Below are 22,614 nucleotides of genomic sequence, written 5' to 3' on the forward strand. Positions count from 1 at the left end.
GAAGGCGGCGTGTCAGTCGAAAAATTCGTCGCTGATCCACCGCATTCGCGAGCAGGCTCGCTCCCACAATGAAAATTCCCTCAGGCTGGATCAGCTCAGCTCAAGCCAGATCGGCGCATGATCCGACGGTTTTTCCATGCCGCGCAGTTCGTAGTCCACGCCGGCATCCTTGACCCGTGACAGCAGGCCATGGGAAGCCAGAATTACATCGATGCGCAGGCCACGCTTCGGTTCATCTTCGAAACCACGGCTGCGATAATCGAACCAGCTGAACATGTCGCTCACGTCGGGGTTGAGGTGCCGATAGCTGTCGGTCAGGCCCCAGTTTTTCAGGCGCGCCATCCACTCGCGCTCCTCCGGCAGGAAGCTGCATTTGCCGGTTTTCAGCCAGCGCTTCATGTTGTCCGGGCCGATGCCGATGTCGCAGTCTTCCGGGGAAATGTTCACATCACCCATCACCACCAGTGGCTGTTCATTGTGGAACTGGCTTTCCAGCAGCGCTTGCAGATCGCTGTAGAAACGCTCCTTGGCGGGGAATTTGGTTGGATGGTCACGGCTTTCACCTTGTGGGAAATAGCCGTTCATGATCGTCACCGGCACGCCGTTGGCATCGGCAAAAGTGCCCCAGATGAAGCGCCGCTGCGCGTCTTCTTCATCGGTGGCGAAGCCTTTATGGATGGCGATCGGTTCGTTGCGCGAGAGCAGGGCGACACCGTAATGGCCCTTCTGGCCATGAAAGTGCACGTGATAGCCAAGGGCGCGGATGTCTTCGTGGGGGAACTGGTCGTCGTGAACCTTGGTTTCCTGCAGGCCGATCACGTCGGGCTGATGTTTTTCGATCAGCGCTGCCAGCTGATGCGGACGGGCACGCAGTCCGTTGATGTTGAAGGAAACAATCTTCATGGTCGGCAGTCCTGGCAAAAGGGCGATGCTAGCTGACATGGGGGAGATGGGCCAGTGTGGGACAAATCATTTTGGCCTGTGGGATTTGTGATGCCCTATGCAGCGCCTGTGTGGGAGCGAGCCTGCTCGCGAAGAGGCCGGCAAGATCGATGAAGATCCCGACTTGGTCTATACCTGTGAGGGGAACCACATCACCCGCCCAAGGTTCGTACCAACAAGCGCGCCAGCCTCCGAGCGCGCCCCCGGGGAGAATCACTGCAATGCCTGAAACCCAGTCCGCCGTTGCCGACATCCACATGCTCGACCGCGGCTATTCACGCGAAGCCCGCTCGTTGCTGTATCAGGCCTATCGCCACGAGCCGACCTTCGGCTATCTGTTCGAAGCCGAGCGACCCGGCTACGAACAACGCGTGCGCGCCACGGTGCGCGAGCTGGTCAAACAGCATTTTCTCCAGGACCTGCCGGCGATCGGCTTGTTGGTCAACGATCGCTTGATCGGCATCGCCCTGATCGCACCGCCGCAACGGCGCCTGGGCGTTACTGAAAGTTGGGCGTGGCGCTTGCGCATGGTGCTCAGCACCGGTTTTCGCTGCACCCGGCGTTATCTGGAATACCACGATGCCGTCGCCGCATGCGTGCCGGGTGACTCGGTGCACATGCTGCCGCTGCTCGGTGTGCATCCGCAGTTCCAGGGCAAGCATTACGGCGAACAATTGCTCACCGCCGTGCACAACTGGTGCGCCGTCGATGAAACCTCGCAAGGCGTGGTGCTCGACACCGGCAACCCACGCTACCTGGAATTCTATAAAAGGCAGGGTTATCAGGAGATCGGCGAGGTTGCCGTCGGGCCGGTGCGCGAACACGTATTTTTCCACGCCAATCCGCAGGTGTTACAAACAGCAACGGGATAATGATCGAACTTCTTCACAAATTACCTGTTCTATCAGGCTCCCGAGCCCGTGATAGCATCCGCGCCTATGAAGTTTCCACGAAGATTTACCAGCGGCGTGCTGATGCTGTTATCCAGCTGCGCGGCGCTGGCGCAAAGTGAATTGGATGTACGGATCAAGCCGTCCAACGATGAACTCAAGGCCAATATAGAAGGCTATATCGGCAGCCTCGGCGATCGCGACGAAGAAGCCTTGCTGCGTTTCAGTCGCGGCGCCGAAGAGCAGGCGCGCAAAGCGGCGCAGGCTCTGGGCTACTATCAGCCGCAGATCGACAGTGACGTCAAGGGCGGGGAAAAACCGCGTCTGGTGCTGAACATCGATCCCGGCGAGCCGATTCGCCTGCGCAACGTCACCGTGCGCGTCGACGGCCCGGCGGCCTCGCTGAAATCCTTTCGCGTACCGAAAAGCGACCTGCTCAAGTCCGGCGCCGTGCTCAACCATGGCCGTTACGAAGACGCCAAACGGGTGATCCAGAATCAGGCCTCGCGCTTCGGTTACTTCAGCGGTCATTTCACCAGCCAGAAACTCATGGTCGATCCCCGCGCGGGCGTGGCCGACATCGAATTGATCTACGACAGCGGCCCGCGTTATGCGCTGGGCAAAGTCAGTTTCGAGGGCGACACGCCGTTCGACGAAGACCTGCTGCAACGCATGGTGCCGTTCAAGGCAGGCGAGCCTTATGATTCGGAACTGATCGCCGAACTCAACCGCGACCTGCAATCGAGCGGCTATTTCGAAGGCGTGCGCGTCGATGCAGCACCGACGGCAGCGCAGAACGATGTGATTCCGGTCGCCGTCAAACTCGACACGCGCAAGCCGCGCACCATGGGTCTGGGACTCGGTTATTCGACCGACGTCGGGCCACGGATCAAGGCCAACTGGACGCGTCACTGGGTCAACCCGCAGGGCGACAGCTATGGCTGGGAGGCCGAGCTCTCGGCGCCCCGGCAGAACGTCGGGCTGTTCTACGACATCCCGCTCGACCCGCCATTGACCGACAAACTGCGCTGGGCCGGCGGCTATCAGTTCGAAGACATCGAAGGCTCCGACACCCTGAGCAAACTGCTGACTTTCGGCCCGGAATGGCACAGCAAGTTGCCCAGCGGCTGGCAGCGGGTGATCTCGCTGAAATGGCAACGTGAAGAATACGAACTCGGCGACGACTCCGGCCTGAGCACGTTGCTGATGCCCGGCATCAGTTATTCGTACCTCAAGAGCGACAACCGCATCGACCCGCGCAACGGCTATCGCCTGAGCTTCGAAAGCAAAGTGGCCAAGGAAGGCCTCGGTTCGGACAACAACCTTTTATATGGCACCGCGCTGGTCAAAGGCCTGACCACGGTGTTCGACAAGCACCGCTTGCTCGGCCGCGTGCAGGTCGGCGGCAGCGCCACCAACGGCTACAACTCGATTCCGCCGTCGCTGCGCTTTTTTGCCGGTGGCGATCAGAGCGTGCGCGGTTACGACTATCAGAGCCTGTCGCCGAAAAATTCCGATGGCAAACGGATTGGCGGTCGCTACATGGTGGCTGGCAGCGTCGAGTATCAATACTCGATCGCCGAAAAATGGCGGGTCGCGACGTTCGTCGACCAAGGCAACTCTTTCAACAAACTCGAACTGCCCGACCTCAAGACCGGGGTCGGTGTGGGTGTGCGCTGGGTCTCGCCGGTCGGGCCGATCCGCCTTGACCTGGCCCACGCGCTGGACGACGACGGCGGCATCCGGCTGCACTTTTCCATGGGGCCTGAGCTGTGAAGCGTGGTGTGAAAATTACGGCGCTGACGCTGTTGGCGCTGGTCGTGTTGATCGTCTTGAGTATCTCCGCACTGCTTGGCACGCAGGCCGGCAGTCGTTGGGCGCTGGGCCTGGTGCCGGGCCTGAGCGTGGAGAATTTCCACGGTCGCCTCGCTGGGCAATGGAGCGCCGATCACCTGGTGTGGCAGCAGGACACCAGCCGAGTCGAGCTGAACAAGGCGATCTTCGCCTGGTCGCCACTGTGCCTGACGCGCATGACCTTGTGCATCGATCAGCTCAAGGCCGAGCAGGTAATCCTGCAATTCCCGCCGAGCGAAGAAACCACCGAGAGCGGCCCGATCACACTGCCGGACCTGCAATTGCCGTTGGCCATCAAATTGGGCGACGTCGAGGTGGGCAGCCTGTTGTTCAACGGCAGCGAACAACTCAAGGGCTTGCAACTGGCGGCGCACTGGACCGCTCAGGGCCTGCAGATCGACAGCGTGAAATTGCAGCGCGACGAGCTCAGCCTGAACCTGTCCGGCCTGCTGCAACCGAGCGGCAACTGGCCGCTGACGATTCAGGGCGATTTGACTTTGCCGTCTCCCGGCAGCGAGCCGTGGACGCTGGCGTTGAAAGTTGAAGGTGATCTGCTGAAAACCCTCAACCTGCACGCCGACAGCCGTGGCTACCTCGACGGCCAGTTGAACGGTGAACTGCAAGCGCTGGCGGAAAACCTGCCGGCCAAGCTGCGCATCACCAGCGACGCGTTCAAACCCAGCGCCGATCTGCCGGACACCCTGCAATTCAATCAGCTTGTGCTCACGGGCGAAGGCGACCTGAAAAACGGTTATCAACTCCTCGGCAACGCCACGCTGCCCGCCGAAAAATCGCCAGTGGCGCTGCTGCTCAAGGGCAAGGTTGACGCCAATGGCGCGCAGATCGCCGGCCTCGACCTCAATGCCAACGACACGCAAAGCCTCAAGCTCACCGGCAACGTCGACTGGAGCAAGGGCCTCAGCGCTCAGGCCAGTATCAACTGGCAAGGCTTCCCGTGGCACCGGCTCTATCCGGAAATCGACGAGCCGCAAGTGACGTTGCGCACCTTTACCGGCGAAGTGTCCTACACCGACGGTCAGTACCTCGGTAATTTCGACGCGGCGCTGGATGGCCCGGCCGGCGCGTTCACCTTGAGCAGTCCGTTCAGCGGCAGTCTGGAACAGATCGCCTTGCCGCAACTGGTCATGCAGGCCGGGCAGGGCAAGGCCGAAGGGCACGTCAATGTGCGCTTCGCCGACGGCATCGCCTGGGATACCGCGCTGGATCTGTCGGCGCTCAACCCGGCGTACTGGGTCGCGGAGCTGCCGGGCACGCTGGCCGGGCCGTTGCAGAGCAAAGGCGAGATGAAGAATAATCAGCTCAGCCTCAGCGCCGACCTCGACCTCAAAGGCAAATTGCGCGGTCAGCCGGCGATTTTGCAGGCCAAGGCTGACGGTGCGGGCGAGCGGTGGAACCTTAATGCCCTGCAAATCCGCCTCGGCGATAACAGCATCAACGGCAAGGGCAGCCTGCAGGACAAACTCGGCGGACAGATCGACGTCAAGCTGCCGCGTCTGGCCCAGCTGTGGCCGCAATTGCGCGGGCAGGTCAACGGGCAGGTCAACGTCGCCGGTACGCTGAAGGCGCCGCAGGGCAAGCTCGATTTGCAGGGCTCGCAACTGGCCTTTCAGGACAACCGTCTGCAAAGCCTCAACCTCGACGCCACGCTCGACAGTGCGCAGCGGGCGAAGATCAATCTCAAAGGCAGCGGCATTCAGGCCGGCGACACCTCGCTGGGCACCCTGACCGCCAGTGCTCAGGGCGATATCAAAAGCCAGAAACTCAACCTCGACCTGATCGGACCGAAGCTGAAACTGGCGCTGGGTCTGGACGGCAACTTCGACAAGGGCAACTGGCGCGGACGTCTGGCCAGTGGCGACATTCAGGCCGGTGGCCAGGACTGGAAGCTGCAAGGCCCCGCAAAACTGGAGCGCCTGGCGGACGGCCAGATCAATTTCGGCGCGCATTGCTGGCTGTCCGGCAACGCCAGCCTGTGTGGCGAAGACCAACGCCTGATGCCCGAGCCGAAGCTGCGTTATCACCTCAAGCAATTCCCGATCGAAAGCCTTGCGCAGTGGCTGCCCAAAGACTTCGCCTGGCAGGGCCGACTCAACGCCGATCTGCAACTCGACTTGCCGGCGAGCGGCCCGAACGGCGTGGTCAGTGTCGATGCCAGCGGCGGCACCCTGCGCGTGCGCGACAAGGATCGCTGGCTGGATTTCCCCTACCAGACCCTCAAACTCAGCAGCAAGCTCACGCCCAAGCGCGTCGACACCGAGCTCAATTTTGTCGGCGGCAAACTCGGCGAATTGCTGGTCCAGGCGCAGCTCAATCCGCTGCCGAAAAACAAACCGCTGAGCGGTTCGTTCCGCCTTTCCGGCCTCGATCTGTCGGTGGCGCGGCCGTTCGTGCCGATGGTGGAAAAAATCACTGGCCGGCTCAACGGCAGCGGCACTATTTCCGGTGGCCTGCTCGCGCCATTGGTCAACGGCACTGTGCAGCTCAGCGATGGCGAAGTGTCCGGCGCCGAACTGCCGATGGAGCTGCAGAACCTGCAACTGACTGCGGCGATTGCCGGCGAATCGGTGCGCCTGGACGGTGGCTGGGACAGCGGCAAGACTGGCAAAGGCAGTCTCAACGGCAACGTCGCCTGGGGGCAGGCACTGGTGGTCGATCTGGCGCTCAAGGGCACGCAACTGCCAGTCAGCGTCGAACCCTACGCCAAACTGGAAATGGCCCCGGACCTGAAGATTTCCATGGCCGGCGATGAGCTGAAAGTTGCCGGCAAGGTGCTGGTGCCGAAGGGCGAAATCACCGTGCGTGAATTGCCGCCATCGACCGTGAAAGTCTCCGACGACACGATCATCGTCGGTGCGCAGACCGAAGAGGGCAAACCACCGATCGCGATGAAAATGGACATCGACGTGATCGTCGGCCAGGACAAGCTGAGTTTTGCCGGTTTCGGCCTGACCGCCAACCTGCAAGGTCAGGTGCACATCGGCGACAACATGGATACCCGTGGCGAACTCTGGCTCAACGACGGCCGCTATCGCGCCTACGGCCAGCGCCTGACGGTGCGTCGCGCGCGTCTGTTGTTCGCCGGTCCCATCGACCAGCCGTATCTGGACATCGAAGCGATCCGTCAGACCGACGACGTCATCGCCGGTATTCGCCTGAGCGGCAGCGCCGAACAACCGACCACGCAGATCTTCTCCGAACCGGCGATGAGTCAGGAACAGGCGCTGTCGTACCTGGTGCTGGGCCGTCCGCTGAGTACCAGCGGCGAAGATAACAATATGCTCGCGCAAGCCGCGCTGGGCCTGGGCCTGATGGGCAGCGCTGGGGTCACCAGTGGTCTGGCCAAGGATCTGGGTATTCAGGACTTCCAACTCGACACCCAAGGCAGCGGCAACGACACCAGCGTCGTCGCCAGCGGCAACATCTCGGAAAAACTCAGCCTCCGCTATGGAGTGGGTGTATTCGAACCGGCCAGCACCATCGCCCTGCGCTACAAGCTGAGCAAGAAGGTCTACGTCGAAGCGGCGAGCGGCGTGGCGAGCTCGCTGGATATTTTCTACAAGCGGGATTTCTAGAGCGCACCTGCTTATTTCAATCGAGTCGCACCCTTCGCGAGCAGGCTCGCTCCCACATTGGAACGTGTTTTCCCTGTGGGAGCGAGCCTGCTCGCGAATGCGGTTGCGCACGCGATAAAACCCAGTTCACTTGTCAACAAATTACCAAGCCCCCTAACTATTGCGTTGACATTCGCTGCCTAAGCAGTAACATCTCGACATACATTCACTGCCTAGGCAGTTATCAGGTCGAGCCATGAAGCATTTCACCCCGGAAGAATTCAAACATTGCCACCTCGGCCTGTTGCTCGGCCGTGCCGCGTTGCTCAAGGACCGGATCATCGATACCCACATGGAACCCCACGGCATCACCGCCGCGCAGTTCAAAGTGTTGATCATCATGGCCCAGTTCGGCGTCGACACCCCGGCCGAGCTGTGCCGGCATCTTTCGCTGGACAGCGGGTCGATGACGCGCATGCTCGATCGTCTCGAGCAGAAAGCGTTCCTGATTCGTCAGCGCAGCGAAGGCGATCGCCGTCAGGTGGAGTTGAAACTGACCGAGCAGGGCCAGCAACTGGCTGATCGTCTGCCGCACATCGGTGCCGATGCGATGAATGAACTGGCCGGCGCGATCTCCCGCGAAGAGCTGAAAACCCTGGAATACATCCTCAAGAAAATCCTGCTGGCCGCCGGTGACCCGATCACCATCCAGCGTCTAGGTGATCACAATGAGCGCTAACACTTTGCGCAGCAGTCTGATGCTGCTGTTGTCGGCGATGATCCTCGCCGGTTGCGCCAACTACAGCGGCCTCGACACTGAAGGCCAACGCCTCGACGCGAAGAGCCTGAAGACAGCGCAGTCTCTGGACGGCGTCACCCTGTCGCCAGCGGCGTGGCCGAAGAGCGATTGGTGGAGCAGCCTCGGCGATCCGCAGCTCGACGGCCTGATCCGCGAAGCCCTGCACGACAGCCCGGACATGCAGATCGCCGCAGCCCGCGCCCATCAGGCCAGTGCCGCCGCCTATGCCGCCGATGCCGAGCGCTATCCGACCCTCGACGCCAGCGCCGGCATCAGCCGTTCGCGGCTGGCTCGTGATCAGGATCCGCTGGGGCAGGGCGGTGCCTATGCGACGGTGCGCAATGTCAGCGCCGGTTTCAATTACAACTTCGACTTGTGGGGCGGTCAGCGCGATGCCTGGGAAGCCGCACTCGGCGAGGCCCGCGCTGCCGAAGTCGACCGTCAGGCCGCGCAGCTGACACTTGCCGCTGACGTCGCCCGCGCTTACAGCGATCTCGGTCAGGCGCACATCGTTTATGACCTCGCCAGCGAAGACCTCAAGCGCACCCGGCAAATGCTCGACCTCAGTCAGCGCCGCTTGAGTTCGGGGATCGACAGCCAGTACCAGTTCCAGCAAACCCAGAGTCTGGAAGCCAGTTCTCAGGCCAGCCTGATCGACGCGGAAAAACGCCTGAACAGCGCGAAAATCGCCTTGGCGGTATTGCTCGGCAAAGGCCCGGATCGTGGCAACGAAATCGCTCGACCGAAAGTCCTGCAAGCCAGCGCCGTGGCGGTGCCGTCGGTGTTGCCGGTGGAACTGCTCGGACGCCGCCCGGATCTGGTCGCGGCACGCTGGCGTGTCGAAGCGGCGAGCAAAGACATCAATGCGGCGAAAACCCGTTTCTATCCCAACCTCAATCTGTCGGCCTCGGCCGGCGCCGAGTCGTTGCTGGGTGACGCGATGTTCGGTTCGGCCAGCCGCTTCTTCAACATCGCGCCGACCGTGTCGCTGCCGATTTTCGATGGCGGACGCCTGCGCGCCAACCTCGATGCGCGCGACGCTGATTACGATCTGGCGGTGGCGCAGTACAACAAAAGTCTGGTGAAAGCCCTCGGCGATGTCGGCGATACCATCAATCAGCTGCGCGATATCGGCCGGCAGATCGGCGCGCAGCAACACGCCACCGACATTGCTCAGGATTCTTACAACACCGTCGTCCAGCGTTACGGTTCCGGCATCGGCAACTACCTGGACGTGCTCAGCATCGAGCAGCAATTGCTCCAGGCCCAGCGTCAACTGGCGACCCTCAATGCCGAGCAGATCGACCTGTCGATTCAACTGATGCAAGCGCTGGGCGGCGGCTTTCAGGGTGAAAACCTGAACGCAGCCAACGCCAGCCCCGCGTCGTCGCACCCATAATTCAAGGTATTTGTCATGGCCACTGCCGAAAACACCCAAGCTCAAGACAACACCCCGGACACCGGCAACCCGCGCAAACGCAAGGTGATGCTGCTGGCCCTCGCTGTGGTGGTCCTGCTCGCCATTGCCGGCGTCTGGGCCTATCACGAGTTCATCGGGCGCTTTAACGAAAGCACCGACGATGCCTACGTCAACGGCAACGTCGTGGAGATCACGCCGCTGGTCACCGGCACCGTGGTCAGCATCGGTGCCGACGACGGGGATCTGGTCCAGGAAGGCCAGGTGCTGGTCAACTTCGACCCCAACGATGCCGAAGTCGGCCTGCAAAGTGCCAAGGCGAAACTGGCGCGCACCGTGCGTCAGGTGCGCGGCCTGTATAGCAACGTCGACGGCATGAAAGCCCAGGTCAATGCGCAGCAGGCCGAAGTGCAGAAGGCCCAGGACAACTACAACCGGCGGAAAAACCTGGCTCAGGGCGGGGCGATTTCCCAGGAAGAGCTGTCCCACGCCCGCGACGACCTGACCTCGGCGCAGAACGCTCTGGCCAACGCCAAACAGCAACTGAAAACCACCAGCGCACTGGTCGACGACACCGTGGTCTCGTCGCATCCGGACGTAATGTCGGCGGCTGCCGATCTGCGTCAGGCCTATCTGACCAATGCCCGCAGCACCTTGATCGCGCCGGTCACCGGTTACGTCGCCAAGCGCACTGTGCAACTCGGTCAGCGCGTGCAGCCGGGCACCGCGTTGATGGCGGTGATTCCGCTGGATCAGCTGTGGATCGACGCCAACTTCAAGGAAACCCAACTGCGTGACATGCGCATCGGCCAGCCAGTGGATATCGAGGCCGATATTTATGGCAGCGATGTGAAATACAGCGGCACCGTCGACAGCCTCGGCGCCGGTACCGGCAGCGCATTTGCCTTGCTGCCGGCACAGAACGCCACCGGTAACTGGATCAAGATCGTCCAGCGTGTGCCGGTGCGTATCCACATCAACGCCGAAGAGCTGGCCAAGCACCCGCTGCGTGTCGGTCTGTCGACCAATGTCGAGGTCAATCTGCACGACCAGAGCGGCCCGGTGCTGGCCCAGCAACCGCCGCAAAAGGCTTCGTTCAGCACCAATGTGTATGACCGCCAACTGGCCGAAGCGGACGCGATGATTGCCCAATTGATTCACGACAACAGCGCAGCAGCAGGCAAGACCGCACAGCGCTGAGAGCACACCGGATCAGAAGCAGGCTCTGTGGTGAGGGGTTATCTGTGGCGAGGGGATTTATCCCCGCTGGCCTGCGCAGCAGGCCCGTTTTTCCTGAGCCAAAAGAGGGGCCGCTTCGCGACCCAGCGGGGATAAATCCCCTCGCCACAAGGGCCTGCTACCACAGGGCCGCCTGTGTTCATCAGGCCGCAGCGACCATCAGGTTTCATAGGATTCACAATGAGCAATAACGCTTCTTTCACGCCGCCCAGCCTGTTGCTCAGCACCATCGGCCTGTCGCTGGCGACATTCATGCAAGTGCTCGACACGACCATCGCCAACGTGGCGTTGCCGACGATTTCCGGCAACCTCGGCGTGAGTTCGGAGCAGGGCACCTGGGTCATCACTTCGTTTGCCGTGAGCAACGCAATTGCGCTGCCGCTGACCGGTTGGCTCAGCCGCCGCTTCGGCGAGGTGAAGCTGTTTCTGTGGGCGACGATGCTGTTCGTACTGGCATCGTTTCTCTGCGGTATCTCCACTTCGATGCCTGAGCTGATCGGCTTTCGCGTGCTGCAAGGCTTGGTCGCCGGGCCGCTGTACCCGATGACGCAGACGCTGTTGATCGCGGTGTATCCGCCGGCGAAACGCGGGATGGCCCTGGCGCTGCTGGCGATGGTCACGGTGGTCGCGCCCATTGCCGGGCCGATTCTCGGCGGCTGGATTACCGACAGTTACAGCTGGCCGTGGATCTTCTTTATCAACGTGCCGATCGGCATCTTTGCGGTGATGGTGGTGCGTTCGCAACTGGCGAAACGGCCGGTGGTGACCAGTCGCCAGCCAATGGATTACGTCGGCCTGATCACGCTGATCATCGGTGTTGGCGCGTTGCAGGTGATCCTCGACAAGGGCAATGACCTGGACTGGTTCGAGTCGAATTTCATCATCGTCGGCGCGGCGATTTCCGTGGTCGCGCTGGCGGTGTTCGTGATCTGGGAAATGACCGACCGCCATCCGGTGGTCAACCTGCGCCTGTTCGCCCATCGCAACTTCCGCATCGGCACGCTGGTGCTGGTCTTGGGTTACGCAGGCTTCTTCGGCATCAACCTGATCCTGCCGCAGTGGTTGCAGACGCAAATGGGTTACACCGCGACCTGGGCGGGACTTGCCGTGGCGCCGATCGGGATTCTGCCGGTGCTGCTGTCGCCGTTTGTCGGCAAATACGCGCACAAGTTCGACTTGCGTCTGCTCGCCGGCATTGCGTTTCTGGCGATTGGCCTGAGCTGCTTCATGCGTGCCGAGTTCACCAACGAAGTCGACTTCCAGCACATCGCGCTGGTGCAGTTGTTCATGGGCATCGGTGTGGCGCTGTTCTTCATGCCGACCCTGAGCATTCTGATGTCGGACTTGCCGCCGAGCCAGATTGCCGACGGCGCCGGTCTGGCGACTTTCCTGCGGACACTGGGCGGCAGCTTCGCGGCCTCGCTGACCACGTGGATCTGGATTCGCCGGGCCGATCAGCATCATGCGTATATGAGCGAAAGCATCAGCACGTTCGAGCCAGCTACCCGCGAGACCTTAAATCAATTGGGCGGGGCGAGCCAGTCGGCGTATGCGCAGATGGATCAGATCCTCACGAGCCAGGCGTACATGCTCTCCACCGTGGATTACTTCACGTTGCTGGGCTGGGGGTTTATGGGGTTGATTCTGATCGTGTGGCTGGCTAAGCCGCCGTTTGCCGCCAAGGCCGGGCCTGCTGCATCCGGTCATTGATTTTGCAGTGACTGCTAAAAGATCGCAGCCTTCGGCAGCTCCTACAGGAGAACGCATTCCAAAGTAGGAGCTGCCGAAGGCTGCGATCTTTTGATCTTCGCTTTAAATCGTTGGGGCGGGGAGGGCTGGCGGCGGGGCGAAATCGAACGGCGCCAAGGCATACCCACTCTCATCCACCTGCAACGCCCAACCCTGACGATCCCAATCCCCCAGCACAATCCGCTTCGCCGCCTGCTCACCAAGCTGCAACTTGTGAATTGCCGGGCGGTGGGTGTGGCCGTGGATCAGAGTCTTCACGCCGAATGCCTGCATCACTCGCGGAATCTCTTCCGGGGTGACATCGACGATGTCATTGGCCTTCATCCGCGTCTGTGCACGGCTTTCGCTGCGTAGCTTGCGCGCCAGTTTGTGGCGGCTGCTCAGCGGCAGATGACGGAGGATGAACAGGGTGATCGGGTTGCGCAGGTAGCGGCGCAGCTTCATGTAGCCAACGTCGCGGGTGCACAGGCTGTCGCCGTGCATCAGCAGCACTGGCTCGCCGTAGAACTGCACGACACTCGGATCCTTCAGCAAGGTGCAGCCGGCCTGTTTGCAGAAAGCCTTGCCGAGCATGAAGTCGCGATTGCCGTGCATCAGGAATATGGCCGTGCCGCTGTCGCTCAAATCGCGCAGGGCCTGGCAGATGGAACGCTGAAAGGGCGTCATGGCGTCGTCGCCAATCCATGCCTCGAAGAAGTCGCCGAGGATGTACAACGCACTCGCCGAGCGGGCGCGTCCGGCGAGCAAATCCAGAAACGCCCGGGTAATGTCCGGGCGCTCCTCTTCCAGATGCAAGTCTGAAATCAGCAATATCACGCTGCGATGATCTCGGCTTTCTCGATGATCACGTCGTCTGCTGGTACGTCCTGGTGGCCGGCCTTGGAAGTGGTCGACACGCCTTTGATCTTGTCGACAACGTCGGTGCCGGCGGTCACTTTACCGAATACCGCGTAGCCCCAGCCCTGGACGTTCTTGCCGCTGTGGTTGAGGAAGGTGTTGTCGGCGACGTTGATGAAGAACTGCGCCGATGCCGAATGCGGCTCCATGGTGCGGGCCATGGCGACGGTGTATTTGTCGTTGGAGAGACCGTTGTCCGCTTCGTTCTGGATGCTTGGACGCTTGTCTTTCTTCTCTTTCATGCCTGGCTCGAAACCGCCGCCCTGGATCATGAAGTTGCCGATGACGCGGTGGAATACGGTGTTGGTGTAGTGACCGGCGTTGACGTACTCGATGAAGTTGGCAACGGTGATCGGCGCCTTTTCAGCGTTCAGTTCGATGACGATGTCGCCATGGTTGGTGGTCAGTTTGACTTGAGTCATGGTCATTACTCTTCATAGGGAATTCGTGGTTCTGGGACATTGAGCCCCACAACCGGTTCAGCCTGCTTCGGCCAAGGTGCGCAGTTTAGCGTGACAGGCGCGAATTTCGAGGCGGTTTTTCATTTCCCGGCGATTAAATGCGTGCCTTTATAAGAGCTGCTCTGTCAGGCCCTTGACAGCATCGGCTATGATAGCGGCTTTGTTTTGTCTGGCCCCTCTTTGCGGCCGCGCACCTGTACGTCAAGGATCCTATGAGCAAGCCCACTGTCGACCCTACCTCGAATGCCAAGTCCGGCCCTGCCGTGCCGGTCAACTTCCTGCGGCCGATCATCCAGGCAGATCTGGACTCGGGCAAGCACACCCAGATCGTGACTCGCTTCCCGCCGGAGCCCAACGGCTACCTGCACATCGGCCACGCCAAGTCGATCTGCGTCAACTTCGGCCTGGCCCAGGAGTTCGGTGGCGTCACGCACCTGCGTTTCGACGACACCAACCCGGCCAAGGAAGATCAGGAATACATCGACGCCATCGAAAGCGACGTCAAATGGCTGGGCTTCGAATGGTCCGGTGAAGTGCGCTACGCCTCGCAGTATTTCGATCAATTGCACGACTGGGCCGTCGAGCTGATCAAGGCCGGCAAGGCCTACGTCGACGACCTGACCCCGGAACAGGCCAAGGAATACCGTGGCAGCCTGACCGAGCCGGGCAAGAACAGCCCGTTCCGTGACCGTTCGGTTGAGGAAAACCTCGACCTGTTCGCGCGGATGAAGGCCGGTGAATTCCCGGACGGCGCGCGCGTGCTGCGGGCGAAGATCGACATGGCTTCGCCGAACATGAACCTGCGCGACCCGATCATGTATCGCATCCGCCACGCGCATCACCACCAGACCGGCGACAAGTGGTGCATCTATCCGAACTACGACTTCACCCACGGTCAGTCGGATGCCATCGAAGGCATCACCCATTCGATCTGCACCCTCGAGTTCGAAAGCCATCGCCCGCTGTACGAATGGTTCCTGGAGAACCTGCCGGTGCCGGCGAACCCGCGCCAGTACGAATTCAGCCGCCTGAACCTGAACTACACGATCACCAGCAAGCGCAAGCTCAAGCAGTTGGTGGACGAGAAGCACGTCAATGGCTGGGACGATCCGCGCATGTCCACGCTGTCGGGCTTCCGCCGCCGTGGCTACACGCCGAAATCGATCCGCAACTTCTGCGAAATGATCGGCACCAACCGTTCCGACGGCGTGGTCGATTTCGGCATGCTCGAATTCAGCATCCGTGACGACCTCGACCACAGCGCCCCGCGCGCCATGTGCGTGCTGCGTCCGCTGAAAGTGGTCATCACCAACTACCCGGAAGGCCAGGTCGAAAACCTCGAACTGCCACGCCACCCGAAAGAAGACATGGGCGTGCGCGCGCTGCCGTTTGCCCGGGAAATCTACATCGATCGTGAAGACTTCATGGAAGAGCCGCCGAAGGGCTACAAGCGCCTGGAACCGGCCGGTGAAGTGCGTCTGCGCGGCAGCTACGTGATCCGCGCCGACGAAGCGGTCAAGGACGCCGACGGCAACATCGTCGAACTGCGTTGCTCGTACGACCCGGACACCCTCGGCAAGAACCCGGAAGGGCGCAAGGTCAAAGGCGTGATCCACTGGGTGCCGGCCGCCGCCAGCGTCGAGTGCGAAGTGCGTCTGTACGATCGCCTGTTCCGTTCGCCGAACCCGGAAAAGGCCGAAGACAGCGCCAGCTTCCTCGACAACATCAACCCTGACTCGCTGCAAGTGCTGACCGGTTGTCGCGCTGAGCCATCTCTCGGCAACGCACAGCCGGAAGACCGTTTCCAGTTCGAGCGCGAAGGCTACTTCGTCGCAGACCTGAAGGACTCGAAACCCGGTCAGCCGGTATTCAACCGTACCGTGACCCTGCGTGATTCGTGGGGCCAGTGAGTGAGTCAAGGAACTAACGTGCTAACGATCTACAACACGCTCAGCAAGAGCAAAGAAGTCTTCAAGCCGCTGGATGGCAACAAGGTGCGCATGTACGCCTGCGGGATGACCGTGTACGACTACTGCCACCTCGGCCACGGCCGCAGCATGGTCGCGTTCGACCTGGTGACGCGCTGGCTGCGCTTCAGCGGTTATGACCTGACCTACGTGCGCAACATCACCGACATCGACGACAAGATCATCAATCGCGCCCGCGAGAACGGTGAGTCGTTCGAAGCGCTGACCGAGCGCATGATCGCCGCGATGCACGAAGACGAAGCGCGCCTGAACATCCAGAAGCCGGACATGGAACCGCGCGCCACCGATCACATCGCTGGCATGCACGCGATGATCCAGACCCTGATCGACAAGGGCTACGCCTACGCACCGGGCAATGGCGACGTGTACTACCGCGTCGCCAAGTTCATGGGCTACGGCAAGCTGTCGCGCAAGAAGATCGAAGATTTGCGCATTGGCGCGCGCATCGAAGTCGATGAGTCGAAACAAGACCCGCTCGACTTCGTCCTGTGGAAAGCCGCCAAGCCGGGCGAGCCGAGCTGGGAATCGCCATGGGGCGCCGGACGTCCGGGCTGGCACATCGAGTGCTCGGTGATGTCGACCTGCTGCCTCGGCGAGACCTTCGACATTCATGGCGGCGGCAGCGATCTGGAGTTCCCGCACCACGAAAATGAAATCGCCCAGAGCGAAGCGGCCACCGGCAAGACCTACGCCAACGCGTGGATGCATTGCGGCATGATTCGCATCAATGGCGAGAAGATGTCCAAGTCCTTGAACAACTTCTTCACCATCCGCGACGTGCTCGACAAGTACCACCCGGAAGTCGTGCGTTACCTGCTGGTATCGAGCCACTACCGCAGCGCGATCAACTATTCGGAAGACAACCTCAAGGACGCCAAGGGCGCACTGGAGCGTTTCTACCATGCGCTGAAAGGCCTGCCGAGCGTGGCGCCGGCGGGCGGCGAAGCGTTTGTCGAGCGTTTCACCACGGTGATGAACGATGACTTCGGCACCCCTGAAGCCTGCGCCGTGCTGTTCGAGATGGTGCGCGAGATCAACCGTCTGCGTGAGAGCGATCTCGATGCAGCGGCGGGGCTGGCGGCACGTCTGAAAGAACTGGCGAGTGTGCTCGGTGTGTTGCAGTTGGAGGCGGATGACTTCCTGCAGGCCGGCGCTGAAGGGCGGGTCGATGCGGCTGAAGTCGATGCACTGATTGCGGCGCGCCTGGCAGCTCGGGCGGGCAAGGATTGGGCTGAGTCCGATCGTATCCGTGATCAGCTGACGGCGATGGGCGTGGTGCTGGAAGATGGCAAGGGTGGGACTACCTGGCGTCTGGCGGACTGAGGCCCAAAGCCCCTACCATGATCGTTCCCACGCTCTGCGTGGGAATGCCTCAACGGACGCTCCGCGTTCGGCTCTGTAGGGACGCGGAGCGTCCCGGGCTGCATTCCCACGCGGAGCGTGGGAACGATCGATGGAAACGCGATCCCTGTAGGAGCTGCCGAAGGCTGCGATCTTTTGATCTGGCTTTTAATTGCCAATCTGCCGCAACCGCTTGTAAAGCGTATTGCGGCTAACCCCCAGCCGCCGCGCCAGATGCGAAATATTCCCCCCGGCCGCCTTCAACTCCCTGTTCAACGCCTCAACATCATTCAAATCCAGCCCCAGCGGCGCCGCCGTCTCAACCGGCTCCATCTCCAGGTCGACAAAAAAATCATCCGGCAGATGCTCAGCCCGCACCGGTTGTTCCTCGGCCATGGCCAGCGCTACCTGCATCACGCTGCTGACCTGACGCAGATTCCCCGGCCACGGATGCTTTTCAAACAGCTCCAATACCTCCTGGCTCAGCCCCGCCCATTGCGTCGGCTCGCGATGTTGCTCCCACAGCCGTTTGAACAGCGCCTGCTTGTCACTGCGCTCGCGTAACGGCGGCAGCTCCAGGGTCAGGCCGCCGATGCGGTAGTACAAGTCTTCGCGAAAGCGGCCCAGTTGTACCTGCTCGCGCAACGATCGGTTGGTCGCGGAAATGATCCGCAAGTCCACCGGAAACAACTCGCTGCTGCCCACCGGCTGCACGCAACGCTCCTGCAACACGCGCAACAAACGCGCCTGAGTTGGCAGCGGCATGTCACCGATCTCGTCGAGAAACAGCGTGCCTTTGTCGGCCTTGCGGATCAGGCCGATGCTGCCTTTCTGGTTGGCCCCGGTGAACGCGCCTTTCTCGTAACCGAACAACTCGGACTCGACCAGTTCAGCGGGGATCGCCGCGCAGTTCACTGCGATGAATGCCTGTTTTTGTCGAGAGCTGGCTTGGTGCAAGGCTTTGACGAAGACTTCCTTGCCGACCCCGGTTTCGCCGTGGATCAGCAACGGAATGTCTTTCTCCAGCAAGCGCTCGGCCTGGCGTACGGCTTTTTCCACGCGACTGTCGCCGAAATGCAGGGTATTGAGGCTGATCGCGCTGGCTGGCGCAGGCTTGTCCTCGGCGACAAATACCCGCGCCTGCACCGGCGCCTGTTTCGGCCGTTTCAGCAAGCACTGGAAACGGTTGCGTCCGGAGGTCTGCAAGGCAAACGGCAGACCCTCGGGCTGGTTGATCAGCTCCAGCAGCGACACCTTGAACAGGCTTTCAACGCTGACGCGGGATAAACGCACACCGAGCAGATTGTCGGCGCGGCGATTGGCCGACAGCACCTGTCCGCTCTCATCGAAAATCAACAGCCCGGCCCACTGGCTGTCGAGGTTGTTCAACCCGGTGTTGAAGGTCAGTTGAAAATGCTGGCCGTGGAACAGGTTGAGGATCAGCCGGTTTTCCACGGTCTGGCTCATCATCTTGACCATGCCCAAGGTGTGCGAGGGCGGTAGGTAGCTGTCACTGGAGACATCGAGCACGGCGATGACCTTGCGCTCGGCGTCGAAAATCGGCGCGGCGGAGCCGGTCATGAAGCGGTTGGCCTTGAGAAAGTGTTCGTCGTGTTCGATGTGCACCGCCTGCTCACAGGCCAGTGCGGTGCCGATTGCATTGGTGCCGCTGCTGCGCTCCATCCAGCTCGCCCCGGCCTGAAAGCCCCGTGCCAGATTCGGTTCGATAAAGCGCTGTGTGCCCCATGAGGTCAGCACCTGACCCTGATTGTCGGCGAGCATGATCAGGCAGTTGGAATTGCTGAGGATGTTTTCGTAGTAGGGCAGGACTTCCTGATGCGTGGTCTGCACCAGCGAGTGATGGCTGTCGAGCAGCCGCGCAATGCCGGCGGCGGGCAATTGATCGAAGGCCGGGGCGCTCTGGTGGTCGAGGCCGAACGCGCGGCAACGTTGCCAGGAAGTCTGGACGATCGCGTCGTGGGACAGCGGCGAAGCAGGTGCGGCCATGGGGGCGAGCCTCTGAGTGCAGCGATTTTATTATTGTTATGAACCCGATCTTCAAAACTCCACAAACCCCCTGTGGGAGCGAGCCTGCTCGCGAAAGCGTCGGTTCAGTCAATGGATTCATTGAATGACACACCGCTTTCGCGAGCAGGCTCGCTCCCACAGGGGATCCATTTGCATTGAGGATTGGGCAAAAGCGTGCATAGAGTGTTGTTCACTATTGTTCATTGTCAATCACCCCGACTGTTCAAAAGTGTTCAGCTGTGAACGCCACCTCCCTGCCTAATCAACGATTTTCACGGCAAATCAACCACTTGCCATTTCTGGCACGAATGTCGCTCTGTTGCTCCGGTCGCTTGACTCCAAAAATAACAAAGGCCGAGCCATGTCACTCACCCTGGAGCACGTCAGCCGTACCGTCGAGGGCCAGATCTGGATCGACGATGCGTGCCTGAAATTCGAACCCGGATCCTTCAACGTTCTGCTCGGGCGCACGCTGTCCGGCAAGACCAGTCTCATGCGCCTGATGGCCGGCCTCGACAAGCCCGACAGCGGCCGCGTGCTGATGAACGGCGTCGATGTCACCCAGCGCCCGGTGCGGCTGCGCAACGTGTCGATGGTCTATCAGCAGTTCATCAATTACCCGACCATGACCGTGTTCGAGAACATCGCCTCGCCACTGCGCCAGGCCGGTATTTCGAAAGAGATCATCCACAGCAAGGTGCAGGAAACCGCACGCATGCTGCGCATCGAGAAGTTCTTGCAGCGCTATCCGCTGGAGCTCTCCGGTGGGCAGCAGCAGCGCACGGCCATGGCCCGCGCGCTGGTCAAGGATGCTGAACTGATCCTCTTCGACGAGCCGCTGGTCAACCTCGACTACAAGCTGCGCGAAGAGCTGCGTCAGGAAATGCGCGAGCTGTTCAAGGCCCGTCACACCATCGCCATCTACGCCACCACCGAGCCCAACGAAGCGCTGGCCCTCGGCGGCACCACCACCATCCTGCACGAAGGCCGGGTGATCCAGAGCGGGCCGTCGACCGAGGTGTATCACCAGCCGCAATCGGTGCTCGCCGCTGAACTGTTCTCCGAACCGCCGATCAACCTGATGCCGGGACGCATTGCCGGCAACGAAGTCAGCTTCGCCAACTTCGTCCACTTCCCGTTGAACGTCGATCTGCGCCCGGTGGGCGAGGGCGAGTTCCGCTTCGGCGTGCGCCCTAGCCATATCTCGCTGGTGCCGAGCAACGATGATGATCTCGAACTGGCCGTGACCGTCGAGGTCGCCGAAATCAGCGGTTCGGAAACCTTCCTGCACGTGCGCAACGAGCACTTTCTGCTGGTGCTGCACTTGCCCGGGGTTCACGAATACGACGTCGATGCGCCGATCCGCATCTATATCCCGACCCACAAACTGTTCGTTTTCGATGCGCAGGGCCGTCTGGTGCAAGCACCGGGCCGGCGTGTCGCGAGGGTTGCCTGATGGCCGAAATCCGTTTGCAGCACCTCGCCCACAGCTACAGCAAAACCCCGAGCGGCGCCGAGGATTACGCGATCCGCGAGATGGATCACGTCTGGGAGCAGGGCGGCGCCTACGCCTTGCTCGGCCCGTCCGGTTGCGGCAAGTCGACCTTGCTCAACATCATTTCCGGCCTGCTCAGCCCGTCCCAGGGCCACGTGTTGTTTGACGGCAAAGCGGTCAACGACCTGACCCCGGAGAAGCGCAACATCGCCCAGGTTTTCCAGTTTCCGGTGGTCTACGACACCATGACGGTGTTCGACAACCTCGCTTTCCCGCTGCGAAATCAGGGCATGGCCGAGGCGAAAGTGCACAGCAAGGTGCAGGAAATCGCCGAGGTGCTCGACCTGCAAAATCTGTTAAGCAAAAAGGCGCGCAACCTTACCGCCGACGAAAAGCAGAAAGTCTCGATGGGCCGTGGGCTGGTGCGCGATGACGTCTCGGCGATCCTCTTCGATGAGCCGCTGACGGTGATCGACCCGCACTTGAAGTGGAAACTGCGGCGCAAGCTCAAGCAGATCCATGAGCAGTTCAACATCACCATGGTCTACGTCACCCACGATCAGCTCGAAGCCTCGACCTTCGCCGACAAGATCGCGGTGATGTACGGCGGCCAGATCGTCCAGTTCGGTACGCCACGGGAATTGTTCGAACGGCCGAGCCACACCTTTGTCGGCTATTTCATCGGCAGCCCGGGGATGAATCTGATCGAGGTGCAGCCGCAGCCCGGTGGCGTCGGTTTCGCCTCGACGCACCTGCCGCTGTCCGACGCCTTGCAGCGCCATATCGAGCACGGCCAGTGGAAAAATCTCAAGGTCGGCATCCGCCCCGAGTTCATTCATGTGTGGGACGAGCCGTTTGACGACGCGATGCAGGCAAAAGTCGTACACGTCGAAGACCTCGGCACCTACAAGATCATGACCCTCAACCTCGACGGCGCACCGTTGAAAGTGCGCCTGGCTGAAGACAAACCAGTGCCGCAGGGCACGGCTTACATCAGTTTCCCGGCGCAATGGCTGATGGTCTATGCCGACGAATTTCTCCTGGAAGTCAGCGACGAGGAGGCGCAGCCATGAACAAAGTGCAGAACAACAAGGCCTGGTGGCTGGTGTTGCCGGTGTTCCTGCTGGTGGCGTTCAGTGCGGTGATCCCGATGATGACCGTGGTCAACTATTCGGTGCAGGACATCTTCGACCAGTCCAGCCGCTACTTCGTCGGTGCCGATTGGTACAAGCAAGTGCTGCTTGATCCGCGTCTGCACGACTCGCTGCTGCGCCAGTTCATCTATTCAGCCTGCGTGCTGCTGATCGAAATCCCGCTGGGCATCGCCGTCGCGTTGACCATGCCGACCAAGGGCCGCTGGTCTTCGGTGGTGCTGATCATTCTGGCGATTCCGCTGCTGATTCCGTGGAACGTGGTCGGCACCATCTGGCAGATCTTCGGCCGCGCCGACATCGGCCTGCTCGGTTCCAGCCTCAACGCGATGGGCATCAGCTACAACTACGCGGCCAACACCATGGACGCCTGGGTGACGGTGCTGGTGATGGACGTCTGGCACTGGACTTCGCTGGTCGCGCTGTTGTGTTTCTCCGGCCTGCGGGCGATTCCCGACGTCTATTACCAGGCCGCGCGGATCGACCGCGCCTCGGCCTGGGCGGTGTTCCGCCACATTCAGTTGCCCAAGCTGAAAAGCGTGCTGCTGATCGCGGTGATGCTGCGCTTCATGGACAGTTTCATGATCTACACCGAGCCTTTCGTGCTCACCGGCGGCGGGCCGGGCAATGCCACGACCTTCTTGAGTCAGACGTTGACGCAGATGGCTGTAGGGCAATTCGACCTCGGTCCGGCAGCGGCGTTTTCGCTGGTGTACTTCCTGATCATCCTGTTGGTGTCCTGGCTGTTCTATACCGCCATGACGCACTCCGACGCCAACCGCTGAGGCCCG

General features: G+C 61.1%; 16 protein-coding genes. 12 read left to right on the top strand and 4 right to left on the bottom strand.

Annotation, left to right across the window (positions count from 1 at the left end):
* Window positions 1-90 precede the first annotated feature (90 nt).
* On the bottom strand, window positions 91-903 hold the full coding sequence (xthA, locus tag AC0IXA_RS04390; protein WP_471811917.1) for an exodeoxyribonuclease III: 813 nt from the start codon (window positions 901-903) through the stop codon (window positions 91-93).
* A gap of 260 nt (window positions 904-1,163) precedes the next feature.
* Between xthA and AC0IXA_RS04395 the strand changes: the two genes are divergently transcribed.
* The 7 genes from AC0IXA_RS04395 to AC0IXA_RS04425 all read left to right on the top strand — a co-directional run bounded on the left by AC0IXA_RS04395 (window position 1,164) and on the right by AC0IXA_RS04425 (window position 12,423).
* A complete protein-coding gene (locus tag AC0IXA_RS04395) occupies window positions 1,164-1,814 on the top strand; it encodes a GNAT family N-acetyltransferase (protein ID WP_016775303.1) in 651 nt (216 codons plus the stop codon).
* A gap of 66 nt (window positions 1,815-1,880) precedes the next feature.
* Complete coding sequence (locus AC0IXA_RS04400) at window positions 1,881-3,608, top strand: autotransporter assembly complex protein TamA (protein ID WP_016775302.1); 1,728 nt, start codon at window positions 1,881-1,883, stop codon at window positions 3,606-3,608.
* Window positions 3,605-7,279: a translocation/assembly module TamB domain-containing protein gene (locus AC0IXA_RS04405; RefSeq protein ID WP_471811919.1), complete on the top strand. Its 3,675-nt coding sequence runs from the start codon at window positions 3,605-3,607 to the stop codon at window positions 7,277-7,279. The genes AC0IXA_RS04400 and AC0IXA_RS04405 overlap by 4 nt, the downstream gene beginning before the upstream one ends.
* Before the next feature lie 235 nt (window positions 7,280-7,514).
* Window positions 7,515-7,997 carry a MarR family winged helix-turn-helix transcriptional regulator gene (locus AC0IXA_RS04410; protein ID WP_341637145.1) on the top strand — a complete coding sequence of 161 codons (483 nt, stop codon included), beginning with the start codon at window positions 7,515-7,517 and terminating at the stop codon, window positions 7,995-7,997.
* Window positions 7,987-9,456, top strand: a complete 1,470-nt coding sequence (locus AC0IXA_RS04415) for an efflux transporter outer membrane subunit (protein WP_471811921.1) — start codon at window positions 7,987-7,989, stop codon at window positions 9,454-9,456. The genes AC0IXA_RS04410 and AC0IXA_RS04415 overlap by 11 nt, the downstream gene beginning before the upstream one ends.
* Window positions 9,457-9,471: 15 nt before the next feature.
* Entirely contained in the window at window positions 9,472-10,674 is a 1,203-nt protein-coding gene (locus tag AC0IXA_RS04420) for an HlyD/EmrA/EmrK family protein (protein ID WP_024013427.1), read from the top strand.
* A 219-nt stretch (window positions 10,675-10,893) separates the two neighbouring features.
* Window positions 10,894-12,423, top strand: a complete 1,530-nt coding sequence (locus tag AC0IXA_RS04425; protein ID WP_024013426.1) for a DHA2 family efflux MFS transporter permease subunit — start codon at window positions 10,894-10,896, stop codon at window positions 12,421-12,423.
* A gap of 102 nt (window positions 12,424-12,525) precedes the next feature.
* Here AC0IXA_RS04425 and lpxH read toward each other — a convergent pair whose 3' ends face one another.
* Together lpxH and AC0IXA_RS04435 are read right to left on the bottom strand one after the other, a co-directional pair.
* The gene (lpxH, locus tag AC0IXA_RS04430) at window positions 12,526-13,278 is read right to left on the bottom strand and encodes a UDP-2,3-diacylglucosamine diphosphatase (RefSeq protein WP_122612127.1); all 753 of its coding nucleotides are present in this window, start codon (window positions 13,276-13,278) and stop codon (window positions 12,526-12,528) included.
* Window positions 13,275-13,781: a peptidylprolyl isomerase gene (locus AC0IXA_RS04435; protein WP_076567676.1), complete on the bottom strand. Its 507-nt coding sequence runs from the start codon at window positions 13,779-13,781 to the stop codon at window positions 13,275-13,277. The genes lpxH and AC0IXA_RS04435 overlap by 4 nt, the downstream gene beginning before the upstream one ends.
* Before the next feature lie 251 nt (window positions 13,782-14,032).
* Here AC0IXA_RS04435 and AC0IXA_RS04440 point away from each other — a divergent pair, with 251 nt between their 5' ends.
* Window positions 14,033-15,730, top strand: coding sequence for a glutamine--tRNA ligase/YqeY domain fusion protein (locus AC0IXA_RS04440; protein WP_471811924.1), 1,698 nt, complete (start codon window positions 14,033-14,035; stop codon window positions 15,728-15,730).
* A gap of 18 nt (window positions 15,731-15,748) precedes the next feature.
* Window positions 15,749-17,131: a cysteine--tRNA ligase gene (gene cysS, locus AC0IXA_RS04445; protein WP_471811926.1), complete on the top strand. Its 1,383-nt coding sequence runs from the start codon at window positions 15,749-15,751 to the stop codon at window positions 17,129-17,131.
* Between the two features lie 186 nt (window positions 17,132-17,317).
* Here cysS and AC0IXA_RS04450 read toward each other — a convergent pair whose 3' ends face one another.
* Window positions 17,318-19,156, bottom strand: a complete 1,839-nt coding sequence (locus AC0IXA_RS04450) for a sigma-54-dependent Fis family transcriptional regulator (protein WP_471811928.1) — start codon at window positions 19,154-19,156, stop codon at window positions 17,318-17,320.
* 382 nt (window positions 19,157-19,538) lie between these two features.
* On the opposite strand from AC0IXA_RS04450, the gene AC0IXA_RS04455 reads away from it, so the two are divergent.
* From AC0IXA_RS04455 to AC0IXA_RS04465, 3 genes are read left to right on the top strand one after another with little or no spacing between them, the layout of a single operon-like run.
* On the top strand, window positions 19,539-20,633 hold the full coding sequence (locus AC0IXA_RS04455) for an ABC transporter ATP-binding protein (protein WP_016775291.1): 1,095 nt from the start codon (window positions 19,539-19,541) through the stop codon (window positions 20,631-20,633).
* A complete protein-coding gene (locus tag AC0IXA_RS04460; RefSeq protein WP_016775290.1) occupies window positions 20,633-21,745 on the top strand; it encodes an ABC transporter ATP-binding protein in 1,113 nt (370 codons plus the stop codon). The genes AC0IXA_RS04455 and AC0IXA_RS04460 overlap by 1 nt, the downstream gene beginning before the upstream one ends.
* Window positions 21,742-22,608: a carbohydrate ABC transporter permease gene (locus tag AC0IXA_RS04465; protein ID WP_007912484.1), complete on the top strand. Its 867-nt coding sequence runs from the start codon at window positions 21,742-21,744 to the stop codon at window positions 22,606-22,608. The genes AC0IXA_RS04460 and AC0IXA_RS04465 overlap by 4 nt, the downstream gene beginning before the upstream one ends.
* Window positions 22,609-22,614: the final 6 nt, after the last annotated feature.

The organism is Pseudomonas sp. AC083, assembly GCF_979253165.1.